At 72.1% G+C, this 17,217-nt stretch carries 14 protein-coding genes and 1 pseudogene; 8 read left to right on the top strand and 7 right to left on the bottom strand.

All coding sequences use genetic code 11. The annotated features are described in order from the left end of the window. Window positions 1–236: 236 nt before the first annotated feature. The 4 genes from JIW86_RS06100 to JIW86_RS06085 all read right to left on the bottom strand — a co-directional run bounded on the left by JIW86_RS06100 (window position 237) and on the right by JIW86_RS06085 (window position 5,590). Window positions 237–1,136 (bottom strand): DUF6551 family protein, encoded by a 900-nt coding sequence (locus tag JIW86_RS06100; protein ID WP_257552848.1) that lies wholly within the window; start codon window positions 1,134–1,136, stop codon window positions 237–239. 553 nt (window positions 1,137–1,689) lie between these two features. After that, window positions 1,690–2,487 (bottom strand): FAD-binding oxidoreductase, encoded by a 798-nt coding sequence (locus JIW86_RS06095; protein ID WP_257552847.1) that lies wholly within the window; start codon window positions 2,485–2,487, stop codon window positions 1,690–1,692. Window positions 2,488–2,567: 80 nt separating this feature from the next. Then, window positions 2,568–4,019 (bottom strand): argininosuccinate synthase, encoded by a 1,452-nt coding sequence (argG, locus tag JIW86_RS06090; protein WP_257552846.1) that lies wholly within the window; start codon window positions 4,017–4,019, stop codon window positions 2,568–2,570. Between the two features lie 50 nt (window positions 4,020–4,069). Then, window positions 4,070–5,590, bottom strand: a complete 1,521-nt coding sequence (locus JIW86_RS06085) for an IucA/IucC family protein (RefSeq protein WP_257552845.1) — start codon at window positions 5,588–5,590, stop codon at window positions 4,070–4,072. Window positions 5,591–5,700: 110 nt separating this feature from the next. Here JIW86_RS06085 and JIW86_RS06080 point away from each other — a divergent pair, with 110 nt between their 5' ends. Together JIW86_RS06080 and JIW86_RS06075 are read left to right on the top strand one after the other, a co-directional pair. Further along, entirely contained in the window at window positions 5,701–7,266 is a 1,566-nt protein-coding gene (locus JIW86_RS06080; protein ID WP_257552844.1) for an IucA/IucC family protein, read from the top strand. Between the two features lie 115 nt (window positions 7,267–7,381). Then, window positions 7,382–8,179, top strand: coding sequence for a GntR family transcriptional regulator (locus JIW86_RS06075; protein ID WP_257552843.1), 798 nt, complete (start codon window positions 7,382–7,384; stop codon window positions 8,177–8,179). A gap of 8 nt (window positions 8,180–8,187) precedes the next feature. On the opposite strand, the gene JIW86_RS06070 is transcribed toward JIW86_RS06075, so the two are convergent. Continuing rightward, on the bottom strand, window positions 8,188–8,517 hold the full coding sequence (locus JIW86_RS06070) for an AsnC family transcriptional regulator (RefSeq protein WP_406365304.1): 330 nt from the start codon (window positions 8,515–8,517) through the stop codon (window positions 8,188–8,190). A 206-nt stretch (window positions 8,518–8,723) separates the two neighbouring features. Here JIW86_RS06070 and JIW86_RS06065 point away from each other — a divergent pair, with 206 nt between their 5' ends. The 4 genes from JIW86_RS06065 to JIW86_RS06050 all read left to right on the top strand — a co-directional run bounded on the left by JIW86_RS06065 (window position 8,724) and on the right by JIW86_RS06050 (window position 13,141). Then, window positions 8,724–9,683, top strand: coding sequence for a SigB/SigF/SigG family RNA polymerase sigma factor (locus JIW86_RS06065; RefSeq protein WP_215144217.1), 960 nt, complete (start codon window positions 8,724–8,726; stop codon window positions 9,681–9,683). Window positions 9,684–9,856: 173 nt separating this feature from the next. Next, window positions 9,857–10,909 carry a quaternary amine ABC transporter ATP-binding protein gene (locus JIW86_RS06060; protein ID WP_257552841.1) on the top strand — a complete coding sequence of 351 codons (1,053 nt, stop codon included), beginning with the start codon at window positions 9,857–9,859 and terminating at the stop codon, window positions 10,907–10,909. Then, a complete protein-coding gene (locus tag JIW86_RS06055) occupies window positions 10,909–12,702 on the top strand; it encodes an ABC transporter permease/substrate binding protein (RefSeq protein ID WP_257552840.1) in 1,794 nt (597 codons plus the stop codon). Before JIW86_RS06060 ends, JIW86_RS06055 begins: the two co-directional genes overlap by 1 nt. A 232-nt stretch (window positions 12,703–12,934) precedes the next feature. After that, window positions 12,935–13,141 carry a hypothetical protein gene (locus JIW86_RS06050; protein ID WP_257552839.1) on the top strand — a complete coding sequence of 69 codons (207 nt, stop codon included), beginning with the start codon at window positions 12,935–12,937 and terminating at the stop codon, window positions 13,139–13,141. Between the two features lie 76 nt (window positions 13,142–13,217). Here the strand turns inward: JIW86_RS06050 and JIW86_RS06045 are convergent, their stop codons facing one another. Further along, a complete protein-coding gene (locus JIW86_RS06045) occupies window positions 13,218–13,685 on the bottom strand; it encodes a hypothetical protein (protein ID WP_257552838.1) in 468 nt (155 codons plus the stop codon). Between JIW86_RS06045 and JIW86_RS41590 the strand changes: the two are divergent. Both JIW86_RS41590 and JIW86_RS06035 read left to right on the top strand, forming a co-directional pair. Further along, window positions 13,605–13,982 (top strand): annotated as a pseudogene (locus JIW86_RS41590) (hypothetical protein); the annotation flags it as partial. The gene JIW86_RS06045 and the pseudogene JIW86_RS41590 overlap by 81 nt on opposite strands. A gap of 9 nt (window positions 13,983–13,991) precedes the next feature. Next, window positions 13,992–16,541, top strand: a complete 2,550-nt coding sequence (locus JIW86_RS06035) for a TIM-barrel domain-containing protein (RefSeq protein WP_322975493.1) — start codon at window positions 13,992–13,994, stop codon at window positions 16,539–16,541. A 5-nt stretch (window positions 16,542–16,546) separates the two neighbouring features. Here JIW86_RS06035 and JIW86_RS06030 read toward each other — a convergent pair whose 3' ends face one another. Continuing rightward, window positions 16,547–17,077: a DUF6817 domain-containing protein gene (locus JIW86_RS06030; RefSeq protein WP_257552837.1), complete on the bottom strand. Its 531-nt coding sequence runs from the start codon at window positions 17,075–17,077 to the stop codon at window positions 16,547–16,549. Window positions 17,078–17,217: the final 140 nt, after the last annotated feature.

Below are 17,217 nucleotides of genomic sequence, written 5' to 3'. Positions count from 1 at the left end.
CCCGGGGCATTCTTCCCTTCCGCGGCATGATGGAGCGATGAGCACGGAGTAAATACGAACCGACGCGGCCGGGCTGGAAGCCCGGCATGAAGACGGCGGGCTGGTCTACACCTCTGTATGCAGGCGACCCGCACTGTGGCGGGTGCCTCGGTGCGGGGCGGCCGGTATGGTCCAGCATGTGGCAGGCCCCCACCCCGCCTTCATCGGGGTGGGGGCCTGCCGGCCTTACGGGGTGGCTACGCGCCAGCGCCGCGGCCGGGAGCGATCACCAGCTCGGTGGGCTCCGTGATGCCGATGTTGTAGGCGGTCACGACGTTCTCGGCCAGGGGCTGGGAACGGGACTGGGAGCCACCGCCGGACTGCGTGGAACGGATGGCGTCGGTCTTCCACTGGCGCACGGTGCGCTTGCGGAGCACGAGGGCCAAGCGGTCCAGGTCGATCCTCGGCGCGTCGTCCTCCTTCTTCCAGTTGGTGTGGATGACCATCCCCACCGCGCGGATCATCATGTTGTCCCAGGACGTCGCGTCCCGTCCCCACGCCTCGGCCAGGGTAGTCAGCACCTTGGGGAGCAGCCCCACGCGCTTCTCGCCGATGAGCAGGACGGCCTGGACGGCGCCCACCTGGTTGGGGGAGGAGCTGCCGGTGACGGTCAGGCCGCAGGACACCACCTCGGCGTCAACCCGGGTCACCAGCGGCTCCCCGGCGGTCAGCGCCACGCGGTAGTTGTCCACGGGCTTGACGGCCTTGCGGTCGCGGTTGGCAGCGAGGAACAGTGCGGCTTCCTCGGCGTCGGCCAGCTCCTCGTAGACCAGACAGTGCCGCTCGAATTCGGGGCCGTGCTTCTCCAGGGCCACCTGGGTGGAGTGCTGGCCGTCCAGCAGGTAATACCGGCCGTCCGCCCGCTTCGAGACGATCGCGGGGAGTAGCAGGCGGGGGTTCCACTTCTTCCCCAGCTTGTTGGCCCAAGAGCGCTGGAACATGCGCTGCGCGTCCAGGCTGGGGTCGACCTCCAGTAGACCCACCGGGATCTTCTGGTGGAAGACGGACCGGGGGTCCACCGGCACCGGTTCGTACTGCGGCTCGTCCTTGCCGCGCTGCTTGCCCACGGCCTTCTTCGCCGGGGCGGTCTTCGTCACCACAGTGAGAACTCCCTTCATCGGGTGTCGATTGACGGACAGTCAACCGTAGAGATTTCTCGCATGTCAAACAGTCTCGCATCTCGGGATTCCTCGCACCCGGCGATTTCTCGCATCACCCCTGGTAGGGCCTGAATGCCTGTAACAAGCAGGCCCCGCACGTCACATGGACGGGCGGGGCCTGCGTGGTGGCAGCGCGGTCAGCAGGACGGGCAGGGACCGCCAGTTCGGGGTGGGGAATGGTGCCGCCGCCCTTGGACTACCCCCCAGACCAGGCACTTCCTGGAGTGGCGTGGGGATGCGGCTGGACGGCATCTTTCCGGGCTCTCGACGCATGCGTCCCCGGGTCCTGCCTTAATTTGAAGGCGTCTCGCGTCGCCATCCACTCGGCCAACAAGCGGAATCATGGCTACAGTTAACTGCTGTCCGAAGGTCCTCACGGCCGACTGTGGTCTCCGCCGCCCCGAATGCGACACCGGGGCCCAGGCGATACGGGACGTAGTCACGGCCGACGGCGGGGACGCTTTGGGACATGACCTGCGGGGGACACGACCTATGCGGGGATAAACGGGTCGGGCAGCGTGGCCAGCCAGCGCTGCCAGCCGCGCAGGACCGCCTCCGAGTCGCCGTCGGGCCAGTGGAGTTCGGCGAAGGCGCAGTCGCCCGCCGGGTGGGTGCGGAACCGGAACTCGGTGACCACCCCGAAGTTGCCGCCCCCGCCGCCCCGCAGGGCCCAGAACAGTTCCGTGTCCCGGTCGGCGGAGACCTCGCGGACGGCCCCGTCGGGGGTGACCACCCGGGCGCCGGTGAGCCGGTCGGAGGTGGTGCCGTACGCCCGCGAGGCCAGTCCCAGGCCGCCGCCGAGGGTGAGTCCGGCGATGCCGACGGAGGGGCACAGCCCGGTCGGGACGGCGAGCCCCCGCCCGGCGAGGGCCGCGTTCACGTCCCCGAGCCTGGCCCCCGCGCCGATCCGTACGCCGTCCCCCTCGACCGCCACCTCGGCCATGGCGCCGACATCGACGACCAGCCCGTCGGTGCGGGTCGACCACCCGGCGTAGCCGTGCCCGCCGCCCCGGGCGACCAGCGGCACGGCCGCGCGGCGGGCGAAGTCCAGGCAGAGGGCCACATCATCGGCGTGCGCGGGATAGGCGACCGCGCCCGGGGCCACCGAGTCGTACCGGGGCTGGAACAACTGCCGGGCCTCGGGGTACTCCCGGTCGCCCGGGAGCACCACCCGCCCGTCGATCCCGCGTGCGAGCGCGCCGTAGTCAGGGCCCCGGCCGGCCGCCCCAACGGAAGCCAGGACGGCCGCGGCCGCACTGCCCAGGACCTGGCGCCGACGGAGGCTCATGCCCCTTCCTGCCACCGCCCGCGCCGATCGGCGCGAAGGCGGGCCCTCACACACCGGGCGGCCCCCCGAACGGCCCACGGTCAGTCGGTGCCGAACTCCATCGCGGCGCGGTCGAGCATCTGCTCGTCGTCGCCCTCGGCCTGGCCGCGGGAGGCGATGACCTCGGCGCCGCCTTCCGGCATCGCGCCGATCAGCCCCGTCGACGCGGCCTGGGCGGCGCCGATGAGCGTCTCGTGCGTGTTGCCGACGATGCCGAGAGCGGCGTACTGCTCCAGCTTGGCGCGGGAGTCGGCGATGTCGAGGTTGCGCATGGTGAGCTGGCCGATCCGGTCCACCGGGCCGAACGCCGAGTCCTCGGTGCGCTCCATGGACAGCTTGTCCGGGTGGTAGCTGAACGCCGGGCCGGTGGTGTCGAGGATCGAGTAGTCCTCACCGCGGCGCAGCCGCAGGGTCACCTCGCCGGTGACGGCCGCGCCGACCCAGCGCTGCAGAGACTCGCGGATCATCAGCGCCTGCGGGTCGAGCCAGCGGCCCTCGTACATGAGGCGGCCGAGGCGCCGGCCCTCGTTGTGGTACTGCGCGAGGGTGTCCTCGTTGTGGATCGCGTTGACGAGGCGCTCGTACGCGGCGTGCAGCAGCGCCATGCCCGGGGCCTCGTAGATGCCGCGGCTCTTGGCCTCGATGATCCGGTTCTCGATCTGGTCCGACATGCCCAGGCCGTGGCGGCCGCCGATGGCGTTGGCCTCCATGACCAGCTCGACCGGGGAGGCGAACTCCTTGCCGTTGATCGTCACCGGGCGGCCCTGGTCGAAGCCGACGGTCACGTCCTCGGCGGCGATCTCGACCGAGGGGTCCCAGAACCGCACGCCCATGATCGGGTCGACGGTCTCGACGCCGGTGTCGAGGTGCTCCAGGGTCTTGGCCTCGTGGGTGGCGCCCCAGATGTTGGCGTCCGTGGAGTACGCCTTCTCGGTGCTGTCGCGGTAGGGGAGGTCGTGGGCGAGCAGCCACTCCGACATCTCCTTGCGGCCGCCGAGCTCGGTCACGAAGTCCGCGTCGAGCCACGGCTTGTAGATGCGCAGGTGCGGGTTGGCGAGCAGGCCGTAGCGGTAGAACCGCTCGATGTCGTTGCCCTTGAACGTCGAGCCGTCGCCCCAGATCTGCACGTCGTCCTCGAGCATCGCCCGGACCAGCAGGGTGCCGGTGACGGCGCGGCCGAGCGGCGTCGTGTTGAAGTAGGAGCGTCCGCCGGAGCGGATGTGGAACGCGCCGCAGGTGAGCGCGGCCAGGCCCTCCTCGACCAGCGCCGCGCGGCAGTCGACCAGGCGCGCGATCTCGGCGCCGTACGCCGTCGCACGGCTGGGCACCGACGCGATGTCGGGCTCGTCGTACTGGCCGATGTCGGCGGTGTAGGTGCAGGGGACGGCACCCTTGTCGCGCATCCACGCGACCGCGACGGAGGTGTCGAGGCCGCCGGAGAAGGCGATGCCGACGCGCTCGCCGGTGGGCAGGGAGGTGAGAACCTTAGACATAGGAAGAGTATGCGTCATCATGCATGATCATGCAACGCGCGCGCCGCGACTCACCCTCCGGTCAGCGGATTGGGCAGCTCCGCCCACTGGTCGCCCGGAACGCCGGGGCTCAGCCGCATCAGGGTGAGCGCCTTGGTGGGCAGCCCACGGGTCAGCAGCGCCTCGGTGTCGGCGGTGGCCGGCAGTCCGGCCGCCTTCGCCGAAGCGAGGGCCTCGGCGAAGGCCCCGGCCGAGCCCGCCGTGGCGCCCAGCGCCCCCGTCAGCAGGGATCCGAACAGCTTCCGCCGCAGCACGGTCTCGTCGTCGGTGATCAGCCGCCCGGACAGGGGCGGTACCGGCAGCCCGTGCCGCACCAGCCGGGCCGGGCTGATCCGGATGTCGGCGAGATCGCGGTAGACCAGCCGCAGCGGGGCGCCGGCGGCGGACAGGACGACCAGCAGGTTCTGACCGTGGGCCTCCAGGGCCACGCCGAGTTCCAGCGCGCGCAGGCACACCGAGAGCGCGAGACGGGCGAACCGGGCCCGCCAGGCCGCCGAGCGCGCGGGCGGGAACCGGGCCAGCGCGGCCACCGGGAGCACCCGCTCACCGGCGGCGGCGTCCGCGTACACCTCCGGCGGCTCGCGCAGCACGGCCGCCAGGTCCGGGCTGTGCGCGGTGGCCGCGCCCAGGGTGCGGGTGACGTGCAGCCGGCCGTCGAGCCGCTCCGACAGCGCCTGCGCGAAGGCGGACACGGCCGCCGCCGTCTCGATCGAGTAGCCGGAGATGTCCCGTACGGAGGAGGTCAGCCGGGTGCTGAGCGCCGTCTTGACGTGGGCCCCGCCCGCCACCGGGGCCAGCGTGCGCAGCGCCATCAGCGGATGCGCCGCGAATCCGGACCGCGGGCGCTCGTGCGCCAGTACGTGCTCCGCCTGCCACGGGTGCACGGGGACCAGGATCCGCCGCCCGTCCCGCAGCTCCGCCGGCCAGCCGCCCGTGACCAGGCATTCCTGCGCTCGTACGGCGACCAGCCCGACCTCCACCACCGGCCGGTGTTCGGGCGCGTACGCCAGCTGCTCGGCCACCGAGAAACCGGGCCGGGAGCGGCAGTTCGGGTGGTACGGATGCCCGTCGACCACCCGCTGCTCCCATTCCCGGGTGGTCCGTGGGGCGAGGTCCGTGCCCGCGGCCGGCTGTCCGGCCCGGGAGAGCGCGAGGGAGGCGGTGCTGCCGTCCAGCTCGGCGGCGAACTCCTCCCCGTGCGGCACGCCCAGGGCCGCCATCAGCCGCGCGGCCTGCCGGTGGGGCTTGCCGTCGAGCAGCAGCTCCTCCACGTACGCACCGGTGGCGTAGGCGTCCGGCGGCGGGCCCTCAAGGCGGCCGCCCCCTGCCAGCCGCAGCGTCAGCCCGTCGGAACCCCGCTCCCGGCCCACCACCCACGGCAGCGGTTCGAAGGCCAGGGCCCGCCACAGCCGGGTCAGAACGGCCGCCCGTGCCCCGTCGAGCACGCCGGCGTACGCCGTCTCCAGCGCGGGGCGCACCGAGGCCAGCTCTGCGGCGACGGCCTCTTCGGCGGGTGAAGGGGGAAAGTACATGCTGGGCGCTCCGCACATCGGGATATCGCTTTTCAGGATGATCGCGTCATCATCGCGGATACTGATGATCACGGCCGGTGGGCGCGTCCCGCGAACCTCCGGCGCACCGGATGGACCGAATGGAACCAGTGGACTTCAACGCCGCCGCCGACGTGTACGCCGCGACCCCGCTCCTGAACTGCCTGCTCAGGGAAGCCACCGAGGCGGCCGGGCCCGTGGGGGAGCACCGGCTCCTCGGCAGCGGCCGGCTGCTGCGGGTGCGGGGCGTCCGCAGGCCCGAGCACGCCGAGCTGCGCACGGCGGACGGCTGGCATCCGCTCAGCCACACCGAGCTGGTCAAGCTCACCTCCGACGAACTGGGCCGCTACACCGGCGTCCCGAACGACGAACTCCCGGTCGAGATCAACGACAGCCGGGACGCCATCGCCGCGCTGCTGGCCGCCCGCTCCACAGCCGAGCCCCCGGCCGACCCGTACCTCCTCTCCGAACAGTCCCTGGTCATGGGCCACCCGCACCACCCCGCACCCAAGGCCCGGGGCGGGGCCCCGGCCGGGAGCTGGCTGCCGTACGCGCCGGAGGCCCACGCCCGCTTCCCGCTGGCCTTCCTGGGGCTGCGCGAGGACCAGGCCGTCGAGGAGGGCGGGCCGGCCGCCGCTGCGGCGATCGACTCCCTCGCCGAGGCCCTCGGCGGGCCGCGACCGCCCGCCGGATACCGGCTGTTGCCCGCGCACCCCTGGCAGCTGGACCTGGTCGGCTCCCGGCCGCCGGTGCGCGAGGCCTTCGCCGACGGGCGGCTGCTGCGGCTCGGCGAGAGCCGCCTGCCGGCCTGGCCCACCGCCTCGATCAGGACCCTGTACGTACCGGGGCCGGGGCCCGCGGCCGACCTCTTCGTGAAGTTCAGCCTCGACGTCCGGATCACCAACGACGTGCGCCGGCTGTGGCGCCACGACCTGCTGAAGCTGCGCCGCACCGACGCGGCGGTCGAAGCCGGATTCGCCGCGCTGCGCCGGGCCGGTTCGGGCGCGGCCTGGCTCGCCGACCGCGGCTACCGCACCGCGGGATTCGCCTTCGAGGAGCTAGCCGTCCTGGTCCGCGACGGCTTCGGTGCCCACGACGGGCACGCGCACGCCGCACCCGGGGCCACTCCGCTGCTGGCCGCCGCCCTCGCCGAGGGCTACGCAGGAAGCCCCCTCGCGCTCACCACCGACCCGGCCGCCTGGTGGCGGGCGTACCTGCGCCACGTGGTGCCCCCGGTACTGGAGTTGTTCGCCCGCCACGGCATCGTGCTGGAGGCGCACCTCCAGAACACCCTGGTCGCCGTAGACGGCGCGGGCATGCCGGTCCAGGCGCTGTTCCGCGACGCGGAGGGGGTCAAGCTCCTGCCCGACCTCGAGCGCGGGGCGGCCTGGCAGCGGCTGGTCTACTGCCTGGTCGTCAACAACCTGGCGGAGATCGCCGGGGCGCTGAGCGAGCGGCATCCGGACATCTCTCCACTCGTGTGGCCGGCCGTACGGGAGGAGTTCCAGCGCTACGACGCCGCGCGCGGGCTCCCCGAGATCGAGGAGCTGCTCACCGCCCCCGCCCTGCCGGCCAAGACCAACCTGCTGCTGCGCTGGACCCGCGCGGACGGCGCGGACGCCCGCTATCTGCCGCTCCCGAACCCGCTGCGGGGGTAGGGAATCGGCCAAGGCGGTGCGCGTTCCGCGAAGCCCTCTCACCCAGAGGTATAGACCAATGCTAGGTTGGTCGGGCAGACCGCGCACTTCTTGACCACCCGTCAGAGGAGAAGCCATGCCCTCCCCTTCGCGGGGCGGCGGCCCGGCCGTCATGCCCAAGTACCAGCGGATCGCCGCAGCGTTGCGGGACGAACTCGACCGCGCCGCGCACACCCCCGGCGGCAGACTGCCCTCGGAGCGCAGCCTGGCCGCCCGCTACCAGGTCAACCGGCAGACCATCAGGGCCGCGCTCCAGCACCTGCGCGAGGACGGCCTCGTGGTCACCGGCCGCCGCGGCACGCGCGCCGCAGCCGCGGCCGCCGGGGCCGCACCGGCGCCAGGGCCCGTGCCCGCGCCGGTACTCGTACTCGCGCCCGAGCCCGTCCGTGCGCAGAGCTGGCTCACGCTGGTCACCGTCCCGCCCTCGCTCGCCGCGCTGCTCGGCATGAGCGGCGGCGAGCGCACCCTGGTCCACCACCACCGCGAACGCGGCCCGGCGGGCGAGGCCCTGCGGCACGCCGTCACCTACCTCAGCCGGGACGCCGTCACGGGGAGCCCCGAGCTGGCCCGCTACCGCGACCGGCCGGCGGCGGCCCGCGACGAGGACCTGGCCCCCTTGCACCGCTGGCTCGACCGGGCCGAGGCGGACGGCCGGGTCGCCGAGACCCTCACCATGACGCGTACCACTCATCCCAGGGCCGCCGTCCAGACCTGCGGCCTGACGGTGCGCCGTACCCTGCACGACACCTCGGGCCGGCTGCTGGCCGTCACCGACCTGGCCTTCCCCACCTGGGACCGGCTGACCTTCCACCGGGACCGCCCGAACAGCCCGGACCGCCGTGACCACCCGGTCACCGGCTTCCGGGTCACGTAGCCGGGGCGTCAGGTGGAGGGATCGAGGGCCGGGGTGATGCCGAGGAGTTCGGTGGCCTCCGCGCCGGTCATGTCCGGGGTCGGGGGCGGGGCGTCCGGGTCGGCCGCGGCGCCGGTCAGCAGGGCGAGCAGACCGGCCACCTGGACGCCCGCCTCGGCCGGGTGGCGGAAGACCGCGCCGGGGGAGATCTCGTACCGGTTGCGCCGCCCGTCGCGGGCGCGCCGCAGATAGCCGTCCGTCTCCAGGTCGGTGACGATCGTCTGCACGGTGCGTTCGGTCAGTCCGCACACGGCGGCGACATCCCTGAGCCGCACGGCCGGGTCCCGGGCGATGGTCACCAGAACTCGGGCGTGATTAGTCAGAAATGTCCAGTTTTGTCGCTGAGACATGCTCCCCATGCACGTCATGATGCGATGCGCGATTCACGTGACGCAAGACGTGAAATGGATTTCCGGCAATTCTTGACGGGCGACGAGAAGAGGTCCACCATCTACGGCAGTCAAGGTCCCGCGCCGCAAGCCGACCAGCCCAAGGAGCGAACCCCATGCCGGTCCCTGCCCTGTCCTCCCATACCGACGCCGTCCGCGACGGCGCCGCCGCCGTCCCGAGCCCGCGCCGGAACGCCGACGCTGCTGCTCGCAGTGCCGGCGTGCCGCGGATCGACGAGCCCCGGGAGATGGCCCCGGCGGACGCGAGGGAGCTGTCGAAGGTCTTCTTCCGGCGACTGCGCGCGCTGTCCGAGGGCACTCCGGAGTACCAGTACGTGCGCAACACCCTGATTGAGATGAACGCCTCACTCGTCCAGTACGCCGTGCGCCGTTTCCGCAGCCGCGGCGAGGGCGGTGACATCGAGGACATCGTCCAGGTCGGCACCATCGGACTGATCAAGGCCATCGACCGGTTCGACCCCGCCCGCGAGAACGAGTTCTCCACGCTCGCCATGCCGTACATCACAGGTGAGATCAAGCGGCACTTCCGCGACACCTCCTGGGCCGTCCGCGTCCCGCGCCGGCTCCAGGAGCTGCGCATCGACATCGCGAAGGCGAAGGAGTCGCTCACGAGCGAGCTCGACCGCTCGCCCACCGTCGCGGATCTCGCCGACCGCCTCTGCCTCTCGGAGGAGGAGGTCATCGAGGGGCTCTTCGCCGCCAACGGCCACACCAGCGGTTCCCTGGACGCCCCGCAGATGGCCCCGTCCGAGTACGGCGGCGGTCAGGCCGAGGGTCACACGCTCGCCGAGGTCATCGGCGAGGACGAGCCGGCCATGGAACTGGTCGAGGACATCCAGACCCTGGCGCCGCTGCTGGAACGGCTCAGCGAGCGCGAGCGCCGGATGCTGCGCATGCGCTTCGGCCAGGAGCTGACGCAGGCCCAGATCGGTGCCGCGCTCGGCATCTCGCAGATGCAGGTCTCGCGGCTGCTGAACCGGATCCTCGGACACCTGCGCGACTCCATGCTCGAGGACCAACCGGAGGCCCCGCACCGGGCCGCCGTCGTGAGGTAGATCACCTTTGCGTTTGCTCAGGTGAATTCCGGGAAGCAGCGGGGCTGGAGTGGAACCACGCACTCCGGCGCAGGCCGCCGGAGCCGTGGCGCACGCGGGCAGATCCCGTCCCGCTCCACGGCCCGCCGGCCGGACCGGCGCGCGCCGTACCCGGTACGACCCGCGAGGTGTATGTGTCCACACTCCAGGCCGAACACGTCTACAAGGTGTTCGGAAGACGACCCGACCACGCCGTCCGCGCGCTCCGGGACGGCGCCGGCCGCGACGAGCTGCGCGCCGACGGAACGACGGCCGCGGTCATCGACGCCTCCTTCCGCGTCGAGCCCGGCCAGATCTTCGTCGTCATGGGTCTGTCGGGATCCGGCAAGTCCACGCTGCTGCGCATGCTCAACGGACTGCTGGAGCCCACCGCGGGACGCATCCTCTTCGACGGTGAGGACCTCACCGCGCTCGGCGCGCGCGACCTGCGCCGGGTCCGCTCCACCAAGATCAGCATGGTCTTCCAGCACTTCGCGCTGTTCCCGCACCGCGATGTCCTGGAGAACGCCGCATACGGACTGGAGGTCCAGGGCGTCCCCCGGGCCGAGCGCGAACGCCGGGCCACCGAGGCCCTGGCGCTGTGCGGGCTCGGCGGCTGGGAGAAGTCCTGGCCCGACGAACTCTCCGGCGGCATGCAGCAGCGCGTGGGCCTGGCCCGCGCCCTGGCCACCGACGCCGACCTGTTGCTGATGGACGAGTCCTTCAGCGCCCTCGACCCGCTGATCCGGCGTGACATGCAGGACCAGCTCCTCGAACTGCAGCAGCGGCTGAAGAAGACCATCGTCTTCATCACCCACGACCTCAACGAGGCCATGCGCCTGGGCGACGCCATCGCGGTCATGCGCGACGGACGCATCGTCCAGCAGGGCACCGCCGAGGACATCCTCATCCGGCCCGCCGACGACTACGTGGCCTCCTTCATCCAGGACGTCGACCGGTCGCGCGTGCTCACGGCCGACGCCGTCATGGACGAGGCCCTCTCCGACGCGAACGCCTGCGCCTGCCCCACCGTCCACGCCGACACCCCGCTCGCCGACCTGTGCGCCGTCAGCGCCCGGGTCCCGCACCCGGTCGCCGTGACCGACGCGGACGGCGCGGTCATCGGCTCCGTCGCGCGGGACCGCCTCGTCGCCTTCATCGGCGACGAACCGCGGCCCCCGATGGCCTGCGTGGAGGTGGCAGCCTGATGCCCCGCCTGCACCTCGGCGCCTGGGTCGACAGCGGTGTCGACTTCCTCCAGCGCCATCTGTCCTGGCTGTTCGACGCCATCAGCGCGCTCGTCACCGGCCTCTACGACGGCATCGACGCCGTCCTGTCCGCCCCCGCACCGCTGCTGTTCGCGGGCATCCTGGCCGTCGGCGCCTGGTGGCTGCGCGGGCTCCTCGCGGGCCTGCTGGCCTTCGCGGGCTTCGCACTCGTCGACTCCGTCGGCCTGTGGTCCGAGGCCATGTCCACGCTGTCCCTGGTCCTGGTGGCCACCCTCGTCACGCTGGTCTTCGCCGTCCCCCTCGGCATCTGGGCGTCGCGCTCGGATCGGGTCAGCGCCGTCCTGCGGCCCGTCCTGGACTTCATGCAGACCATGCCGGCCATGGTCTACCTGATCCCCGGCATCATCTTCTTCGGCGTGGGCGTGGTGCCCGGCATCATCGCGACCATCATCTTCTCGCTGCCGCCGGGCGTACGGATGACCGAGCTCGGCATCCGCCAGGTCGACCCGGAACTGGTAGAGGCCGCCGACGCCTTCGGCACCACGCCGCGCGACACCCTCGTCCGCGTCCAGCTGCCGCTGGCCCTGCCGACCATCATGGCCGGGGTCAACCAGGTCATCATGCTCGGCCTGTCCATGGTCGTCATCGCGGGCATGGTGGGCGGCGGAGGCCTCGGCGGCGCTGTCTACCGGGCCATCGGTAACGTCGACATCGGCCTCGGGTTCGAGGCGGGCATCTCGATCGTCATCCTGGCCATGTACCTCGACCGGATGACTGGGGCGCTCGGCCGCCAGGTCTCCCCGCTCGGCCGGCGCGCCCTCGCCAAGGCGAGGTCCGCCGCCACCGGCGCCGCCAAGGTGTGGAACCACCGCCCCCAGCCCGCCTACGCCATCGCCGGGGCCGTCGTCCTGGCCCTGGTCGCCGGGGGCCTCAGCACCTTCGGCGGCTCGGCCGCCGAGGAAGGACCGGCCGGCGCCGCGAACACAGGCAAGGGCCGCACGGTCTCCGTCGGCTACATCCCCTGGGACGAGGGCATCGCCTCCACCTTCCTGTGGAAGGAGCTCCTGGAGCGGCGCGGCTTCAAGGTCGAGGCCCGCCAGCTGGAGGCCGGCGCGCTCTACACCGGCCTGGCCGGCGGCCAGCTGGACTTCCAGACCGACGCCTGGCTGCCCGTCACCCACGCCCAGTACATGGAGAAGTACGGCAACAAGCTGGAGGACCTCGGCTCCTGGTACGGCCCCACCTCGCTGGAGCTGTCCGTGCCCTCGTACGTGAAGGACGTGCGCTCGCTCGCCGACCTCAAGGGCAAGTCCGCGCAGTTCAAGGGCCGCATCATCGGCATCGAGCCGAGTGCGGGCGTCATGTCGATCCTGAAGGACAAGGTCCTCAAGGAGTACGGCCTGGAGGGCGAGTACGAGGTCGTCGACGGCTCCACCCCTGGCATGCTCGCCGAGCTCAAGCGCGCCTACGACAAGAAGGAGCCCGTCGTGGCCGTGCTGTGGTCCCCGCACTGGGCGTACTCCTCGTACGAGCTGACCAAGCTCGAGGACCCGAAGGGGGTCTGGGGCAAGGGCGACGGCATCCACACCCTGGCCCGCAAGGGCTTCGCCGCCGACGAGCCCGACGTGGCGCGGTGGCTGAGCTCCTTCAAGCTCACCGAGCAGCAGCTGACCGGCCTGGAGGCGAAGATCCAGGAGACCGGCAAGGGCAAGGAGCAGCAGGCGGTCCGCGCCTGGCTCGCCGAGCACCCCGAGGTCGACAAGCTGGCCTGACCGTGCGCGCTCCGGGGTCCACGCGGCGTGGACCCCGGAGCACCGGAGCGGCATCGGGCCTGGTGGCGGCCGGTGGTGCGTGCGGTTGATCACCAAGTGCCCCCAAGAGGACCGGAATCCTCCCCCGGACCACACCTCTGACCAGCCAAAACCCTGGACGATTCGCCCGTGCGGACCAGGGCTCCGCCATGGCACAGTGCGATCAGCCCAACCGCACGACCAGGGAGCCTCCATGCGCGATCCGCACTCCACCCCGCTCGCGGCCGCGCCCGAGTGCCCTCCGGAGCCCGGCCCGCTGCCCTGCTGTCCGGTATGCGACGGCGCGGCGGAACGCATCTCCTGGCGCCAACGGCCGGGACAGCCGGTGGTGCTGGTCTTCGAGCCCTGCGGCCACCGGTGGTCCTCCCCGGCCCCGCCGGTGCTGGCGGTCACCCTCTGAGAGCCACCTCCATGCTCAAAGTTGCGTGATAGAGAGAGATTTCGAGCATCATCCTTCAGTGGGGCCCGCTCGGGCGCTATCTTGCCAGGTGCATGCCAAGTCGGTGTGTCCGTGATCCGGACCGCACGAGGAGCTGCCCCATGAGACTGCCAGGCATCCGCAGGACCAGGACCAGGACCAGGGCCCGGGCCAGGGTGATGAGCAAGGCCAGGGCGATGAGCAGGACCGCCACCCCACCCCGGCTGCGGCGCACCCGGGCCGCCCTGCTCGCCGCCGCTCTCGCCGTCGCGGGCCTGGCCGCCGCCGGACCGGTCGCCTCGCCCGCCGCCGCTGCCCCCGCCGGAGCCACGGCCACGGCCGGCAACGTCACCGGCTTCAGCCAGGCCGGGAACACCTTCACCGTCACGGCCTCCAGCGGCGCCAAGGCCCGTGTGGTCGTCGCCCGGGCCGACATCTTCCGGCTCTGGCTCTCGCCCGACGGGGCCTTCACCAACGACCCGGCCGGCACCGACCTCGCGCCCACCACCGACTTCGGTCCCGTCACGACGAGCTCGACCGACGCGGGCGCGTACTACCGGATCAGCACCGGAGCCCTGTCCATCCGGGTCAACAAGTCCCCCTCCGGTTCTCCGTCTACCGGGCCGACAACACCACCCTCGTCTGGCAGGAGACACAGCCCACCAGCTGGACCGGCAGCCAGACCACCCAGTACCTGGCCCGGGGCGCGGACGAGCAGTTCTACGGCACCGGCCTGCGCCTGGGCGAATGGGCGCTGCGCGGCAAGACCGTCCCCGTCGCGGTCGACAACAAGTGGCGCGAGAACAACAACGCCAGCCCCGCCCCCTTCTACATGTCGACCAACGGCTACGGCGTCATGCGCAACACCTGGGCCCCGGGCTCCTACGCCTTCAACGCGCCCACCTCCCTCACCCACAACGAGAGCCGGTTCGACGCCTGGTACTTCACCGGCGACTCCCTCAAGTCCGTGCTCGACGCGTACACCGACGTCAGCGGCAAGCCGTTCATGGCGCCGATGTGGGGCTTCGAGCTGGGCAACGCCGACTGCTTCAACGCCTCCAACCCCGACTACCAGGGTGACCACAACCGGCTCCGCCACCAGACCACCCCGGACGTCGTCGGGTACGCGGCCGACGCCCGCGCCGCCGACATGCCCTCGGGCTGGTTCCTGCCCAACGACGGCTACGGCTGCGGCTACACCGCGCCCCTCAAGTCGACGGTGGACGCGCTGAAGGCCAAGGGCTTCCAGACCGGCCTGTGGACCTCCACCGGACTCGGCTCCATCGGCGACGAGGTGGGAACGGCCGGCAGCCGCGGCGTGAAGACCGACGTTGCCTGGATCGGCAGCGGCTACAAGTACGCCTTCAACGGGGTTCAGCAGGCCGTCGACGGGATCGAGAAGAACTCCGACGCCCGGCGCTACGTCTGGACCGTCGACGGCTGGGCCGGCACCCAGCGCAACGCCGTCGTCTGGACCGGCGACACCAACGGCACCTGGGACGACATGCGCTGGCATGTCCCCGCCATCACCGGCGCGGGCCTCTCGGCCCTGAACTACGCCTCCGGCGACGTCGACGGCATCTTCGGCGGCAGCCCCAAGACCTACACCCGCGACCTCCAGTGGAAGGCCTTCACCCCCGCCTTCATGACCATGTCCGGCTGGGGCGCGACCGGTCCCTCGGCCGGTTACCAGGACAAGCAGCCCTGGCGCTTCGCCGAGCCGTACCTGTCCATCAACCGCAAGTACCTCCAGCTCAAGATGCGGCTGATGCCGTACCTCTACACGATGAGCAAGACCGCGAACGAGACCGGCGTGCCCAGCACCCGCGCGATGGTCCTCGAATACCCCGACGACCCGGTGGCCCGCGGGAACCTCACCAGCGGCCAGTTCATGGCCGGAGACTCCCTCCTCGTCGCGCCCGTCGTCTCCGACACCTCCGTACGGGACGGGATCTACCTCCCCGCCGGCACCTGGACGGACTACTGGACGGGCCGCACCTACGCGGGCCCGGGCTGGCTCAACGGCTACCAGGCCCCGCTCGACACCCTGCCGCTCTTCGTCAAGGGCGGCGCCATCGTGCCGATGTGGCCGCAGATGAACTACACGGGGGAGAAGGCCGTCTCCACCCTCACTTACGACATCCACCCGCGCGGCAGTTCCTCCTTCAGCCTCTACGAGGACGACGGCCGCACCCGCGCCCACCAGTCCGGCGCCTTCGCCCGCCAGCAGGTCGACGTCACCGCCCCGGCGTCGGGCACCGGCACGGTCACCGTCTCGGTCGGAGCCCCCACCGGCAGCTACACCGGCAAACCGGCCTCCCGGGGTTACGAGTTCACCCTCCACGTGGCCTCCGCACCCACCGCCCTCACCGCGGACGGGGCCGCCCTGGCCCGCCTGACGTCCAAGGCCGCCTACGACGCGGCCGCCTCGGGCTGGTTCTTCGACCCGTCGGACCGCTCCGGCGTCCTGTGGGTCAAGACGGGTGCGAAGCCGGGCGCGTTCAGCGTCTCTGCCACCGGCACCACCATCCCGGCGGCCGGCGCCCTGCCCTCCTCCAGCCCCATCGCGCAGTCGGGCTGGTCCCTGGTCTCGGCCGACAGCCAGGAGACCGCCGCCGAGAACGGCGCCGCGGCCAACGCCTTCGACGGCAACCCGGCCACGCTGTGGCACACCGCCTGGTCCTCCGGGAAGCCGGCCGCGCTCCCGCACGAGATCCAGCTCGACCTCGGCGCCCGCTACGCGGTGGACGGCCTCGGCTACCTGCCCCGGCAGGACAGCGGGGTCAACGGCCGCATCGGCGACTACGAGGTCTACGTCTCCGACACCACCGCAGACTGGGGCTCACCCGTGGCGAGCGGCACCTTCGCCGACACGGCGGCCGCCAAGAGCGCCGCCCTGTCCGTGAAGAGCGGCCGCTACCTGAGGCTGAAAGCCCTGACCGAGGCCGGTGGGCGCGGCCCGTGGACCAGCGCCGCCGAGATCACCCTCACCGGACGCCCGGCCCCGCTCCCGGCCGACGCCACCCTCGTCAACGCGGCCTCCGCGAGCTGCGTGGACCTGCCGCACAGCGCCACCACCCCGGGCACCGAACCCACCCTCTACACCTGCCACGGCGGCCCGAACCAACGCTGGACCCTCCAGAGCGACGGCCGCCTCACCGGTCTCGCCGGCGTCTGCCTGGACGGCGCCGACGCCGCACGCGTGACGATCCGGACCTGCGACGGAAGCGCCGGCCAGACCTGGCAGGCGGGCCCCCAGAGCACCCTGCGCACCGCCGGCCAATGCCTCACCCCGGCCGGATCCGGCACCGCCAACGGCACCCTCCTCACCCGCGCCGCCTGCGACAACACCCCGGCCCAGCGCTGGACCTTCACCCCCTGACCCGTTCACCCGACGAGCCCGGCCTGGCACTCCCGCCAGGCCGGCTCGCTCAGCAGACCGCGGAACCGGCCGAAGAGCGCGAGCAGTTCGGCGCCCCACGCCTCCCGGAAGGCCGGGTCGATCCGTGCGAGGTCGAGCTCATTGGCCGCCGACAGCTCGGCGAAGTCCCGGCGCAGCTCCAGGGCGGGGGAGTGGACGCGACCGGTGAACCGGTCGCGGAAGGCCGCCTCCCCCTCGCCGAGCGTCGGATAGGACGCCGCCCGGTCGCAGGCGGCGTAGAAGTACACGATCCCCTCGGCCTCCGCGCCGATCACCGCGGCCAGCTCGGCCCGCCGCGAGAGCGGCAGCAGGGCGGTCGCGAAACCGTCCGTCCCGTAGAACGCGTGGCACAGACCGGCCTGTTGGAGCGCGGGTCGCGCTCCCCAGGAGGCGAGCAGCTCCCGGACGCGCCCCAGGTGGGCGAGGAGGGTTCCGCCGGGATGCGCGATGCGTTCGGCGCCGAGTTCCCGCAGCCATGTGACGGCTCGATCCGACACGGGCGCGTCCTTTCACGATGTGGTGGGTCGACACCCGTCCCCCGTCCGCGCCTGGGGTCCGGACCCCGTGGCGAAGACGCGGGACGGGTTGCCGCCCGGGCCCTGCATCGATCTTGATCCGGCCCGACACCCAAGTCAAT

The sequence above is a fragment of the Streptomyces sp. NBC_00162 genome, assembly GCF_024611995.1.
In the GTDB taxonomy this organism is placed as follows: domain Bacteria; phylum Actinomycetota; class Actinomycetes; order Streptomycetales; family Streptomycetaceae; genus Streptomyces.
This window is presented reverse-complemented; position numbering and strand designations above follow the sequence as displayed.

Bases quoted from the DNA above. Each gene is read 5' to 3' on its own strand.
- JIW86_RS06075 (WP_257552843.1), top strand. From the start codon at position 7,382: ATGCCCTCCCCTTCGCGGGGCGGCGGCCCGGCCGTCATGCCCAAGTAC.
- JIW86_RS06085 (WP_257552845.1), bottom strand. From the start codon at position 5,590: ATGTACTTTCCCCCTTCACCCGCCGAAGAGGCCGTCGCCGCAGAGCTG.
- JIW86_RS06055 (WP_257552840.1), top strand. From the start codon at position 10,909: ATGCCCCGCCTGCACCTCGGCGCCTGGGTCGACAGCGGTGTCGACTTC.
- JIW86_RS06065 (WP_215144217.1), top strand. From the start codon at position 8,724: ATGCCGGTCCCTGCCCTGTCCTCCCATACCGACGCCGTCCGCGACGGC.
- JIW86_RS06080 (WP_257552844.1), top strand. From the start codon at position 5,701: ATGGACCGAATGGAACCAGTGGACTTCAACGCCGCCGCCGACGTGTAC.
- argG (WP_257552846.1), bottom strand. From the start codon at position 4,019: ATGTCTAAGGTTCTCACCTCCCTGCCCACCGGCGAGCGCGTCGGCATC.
- JIW86_RS06050 (WP_257552839.1), top strand. From the start codon at position 12,935: ATGCGCGATCCGCACTCCACCCCGCTCGCGGCCGCGCCCGAGTGCCCT.
- JIW86_RS06095 (WP_257552847.1), bottom strand. From the start codon at position 2,487: ATGAGCCTCCGTCGGCGCCAGGTCCTGGGCAGTGCGGCCGCGGCCGTC.
- JIW86_RS06035 (WP_322975493.1), top strand. From the start codon at position 13,992: ATGTCGACCAACGGCTACGGCGTCATGCGCAACACCTGGGCCCCGGGC.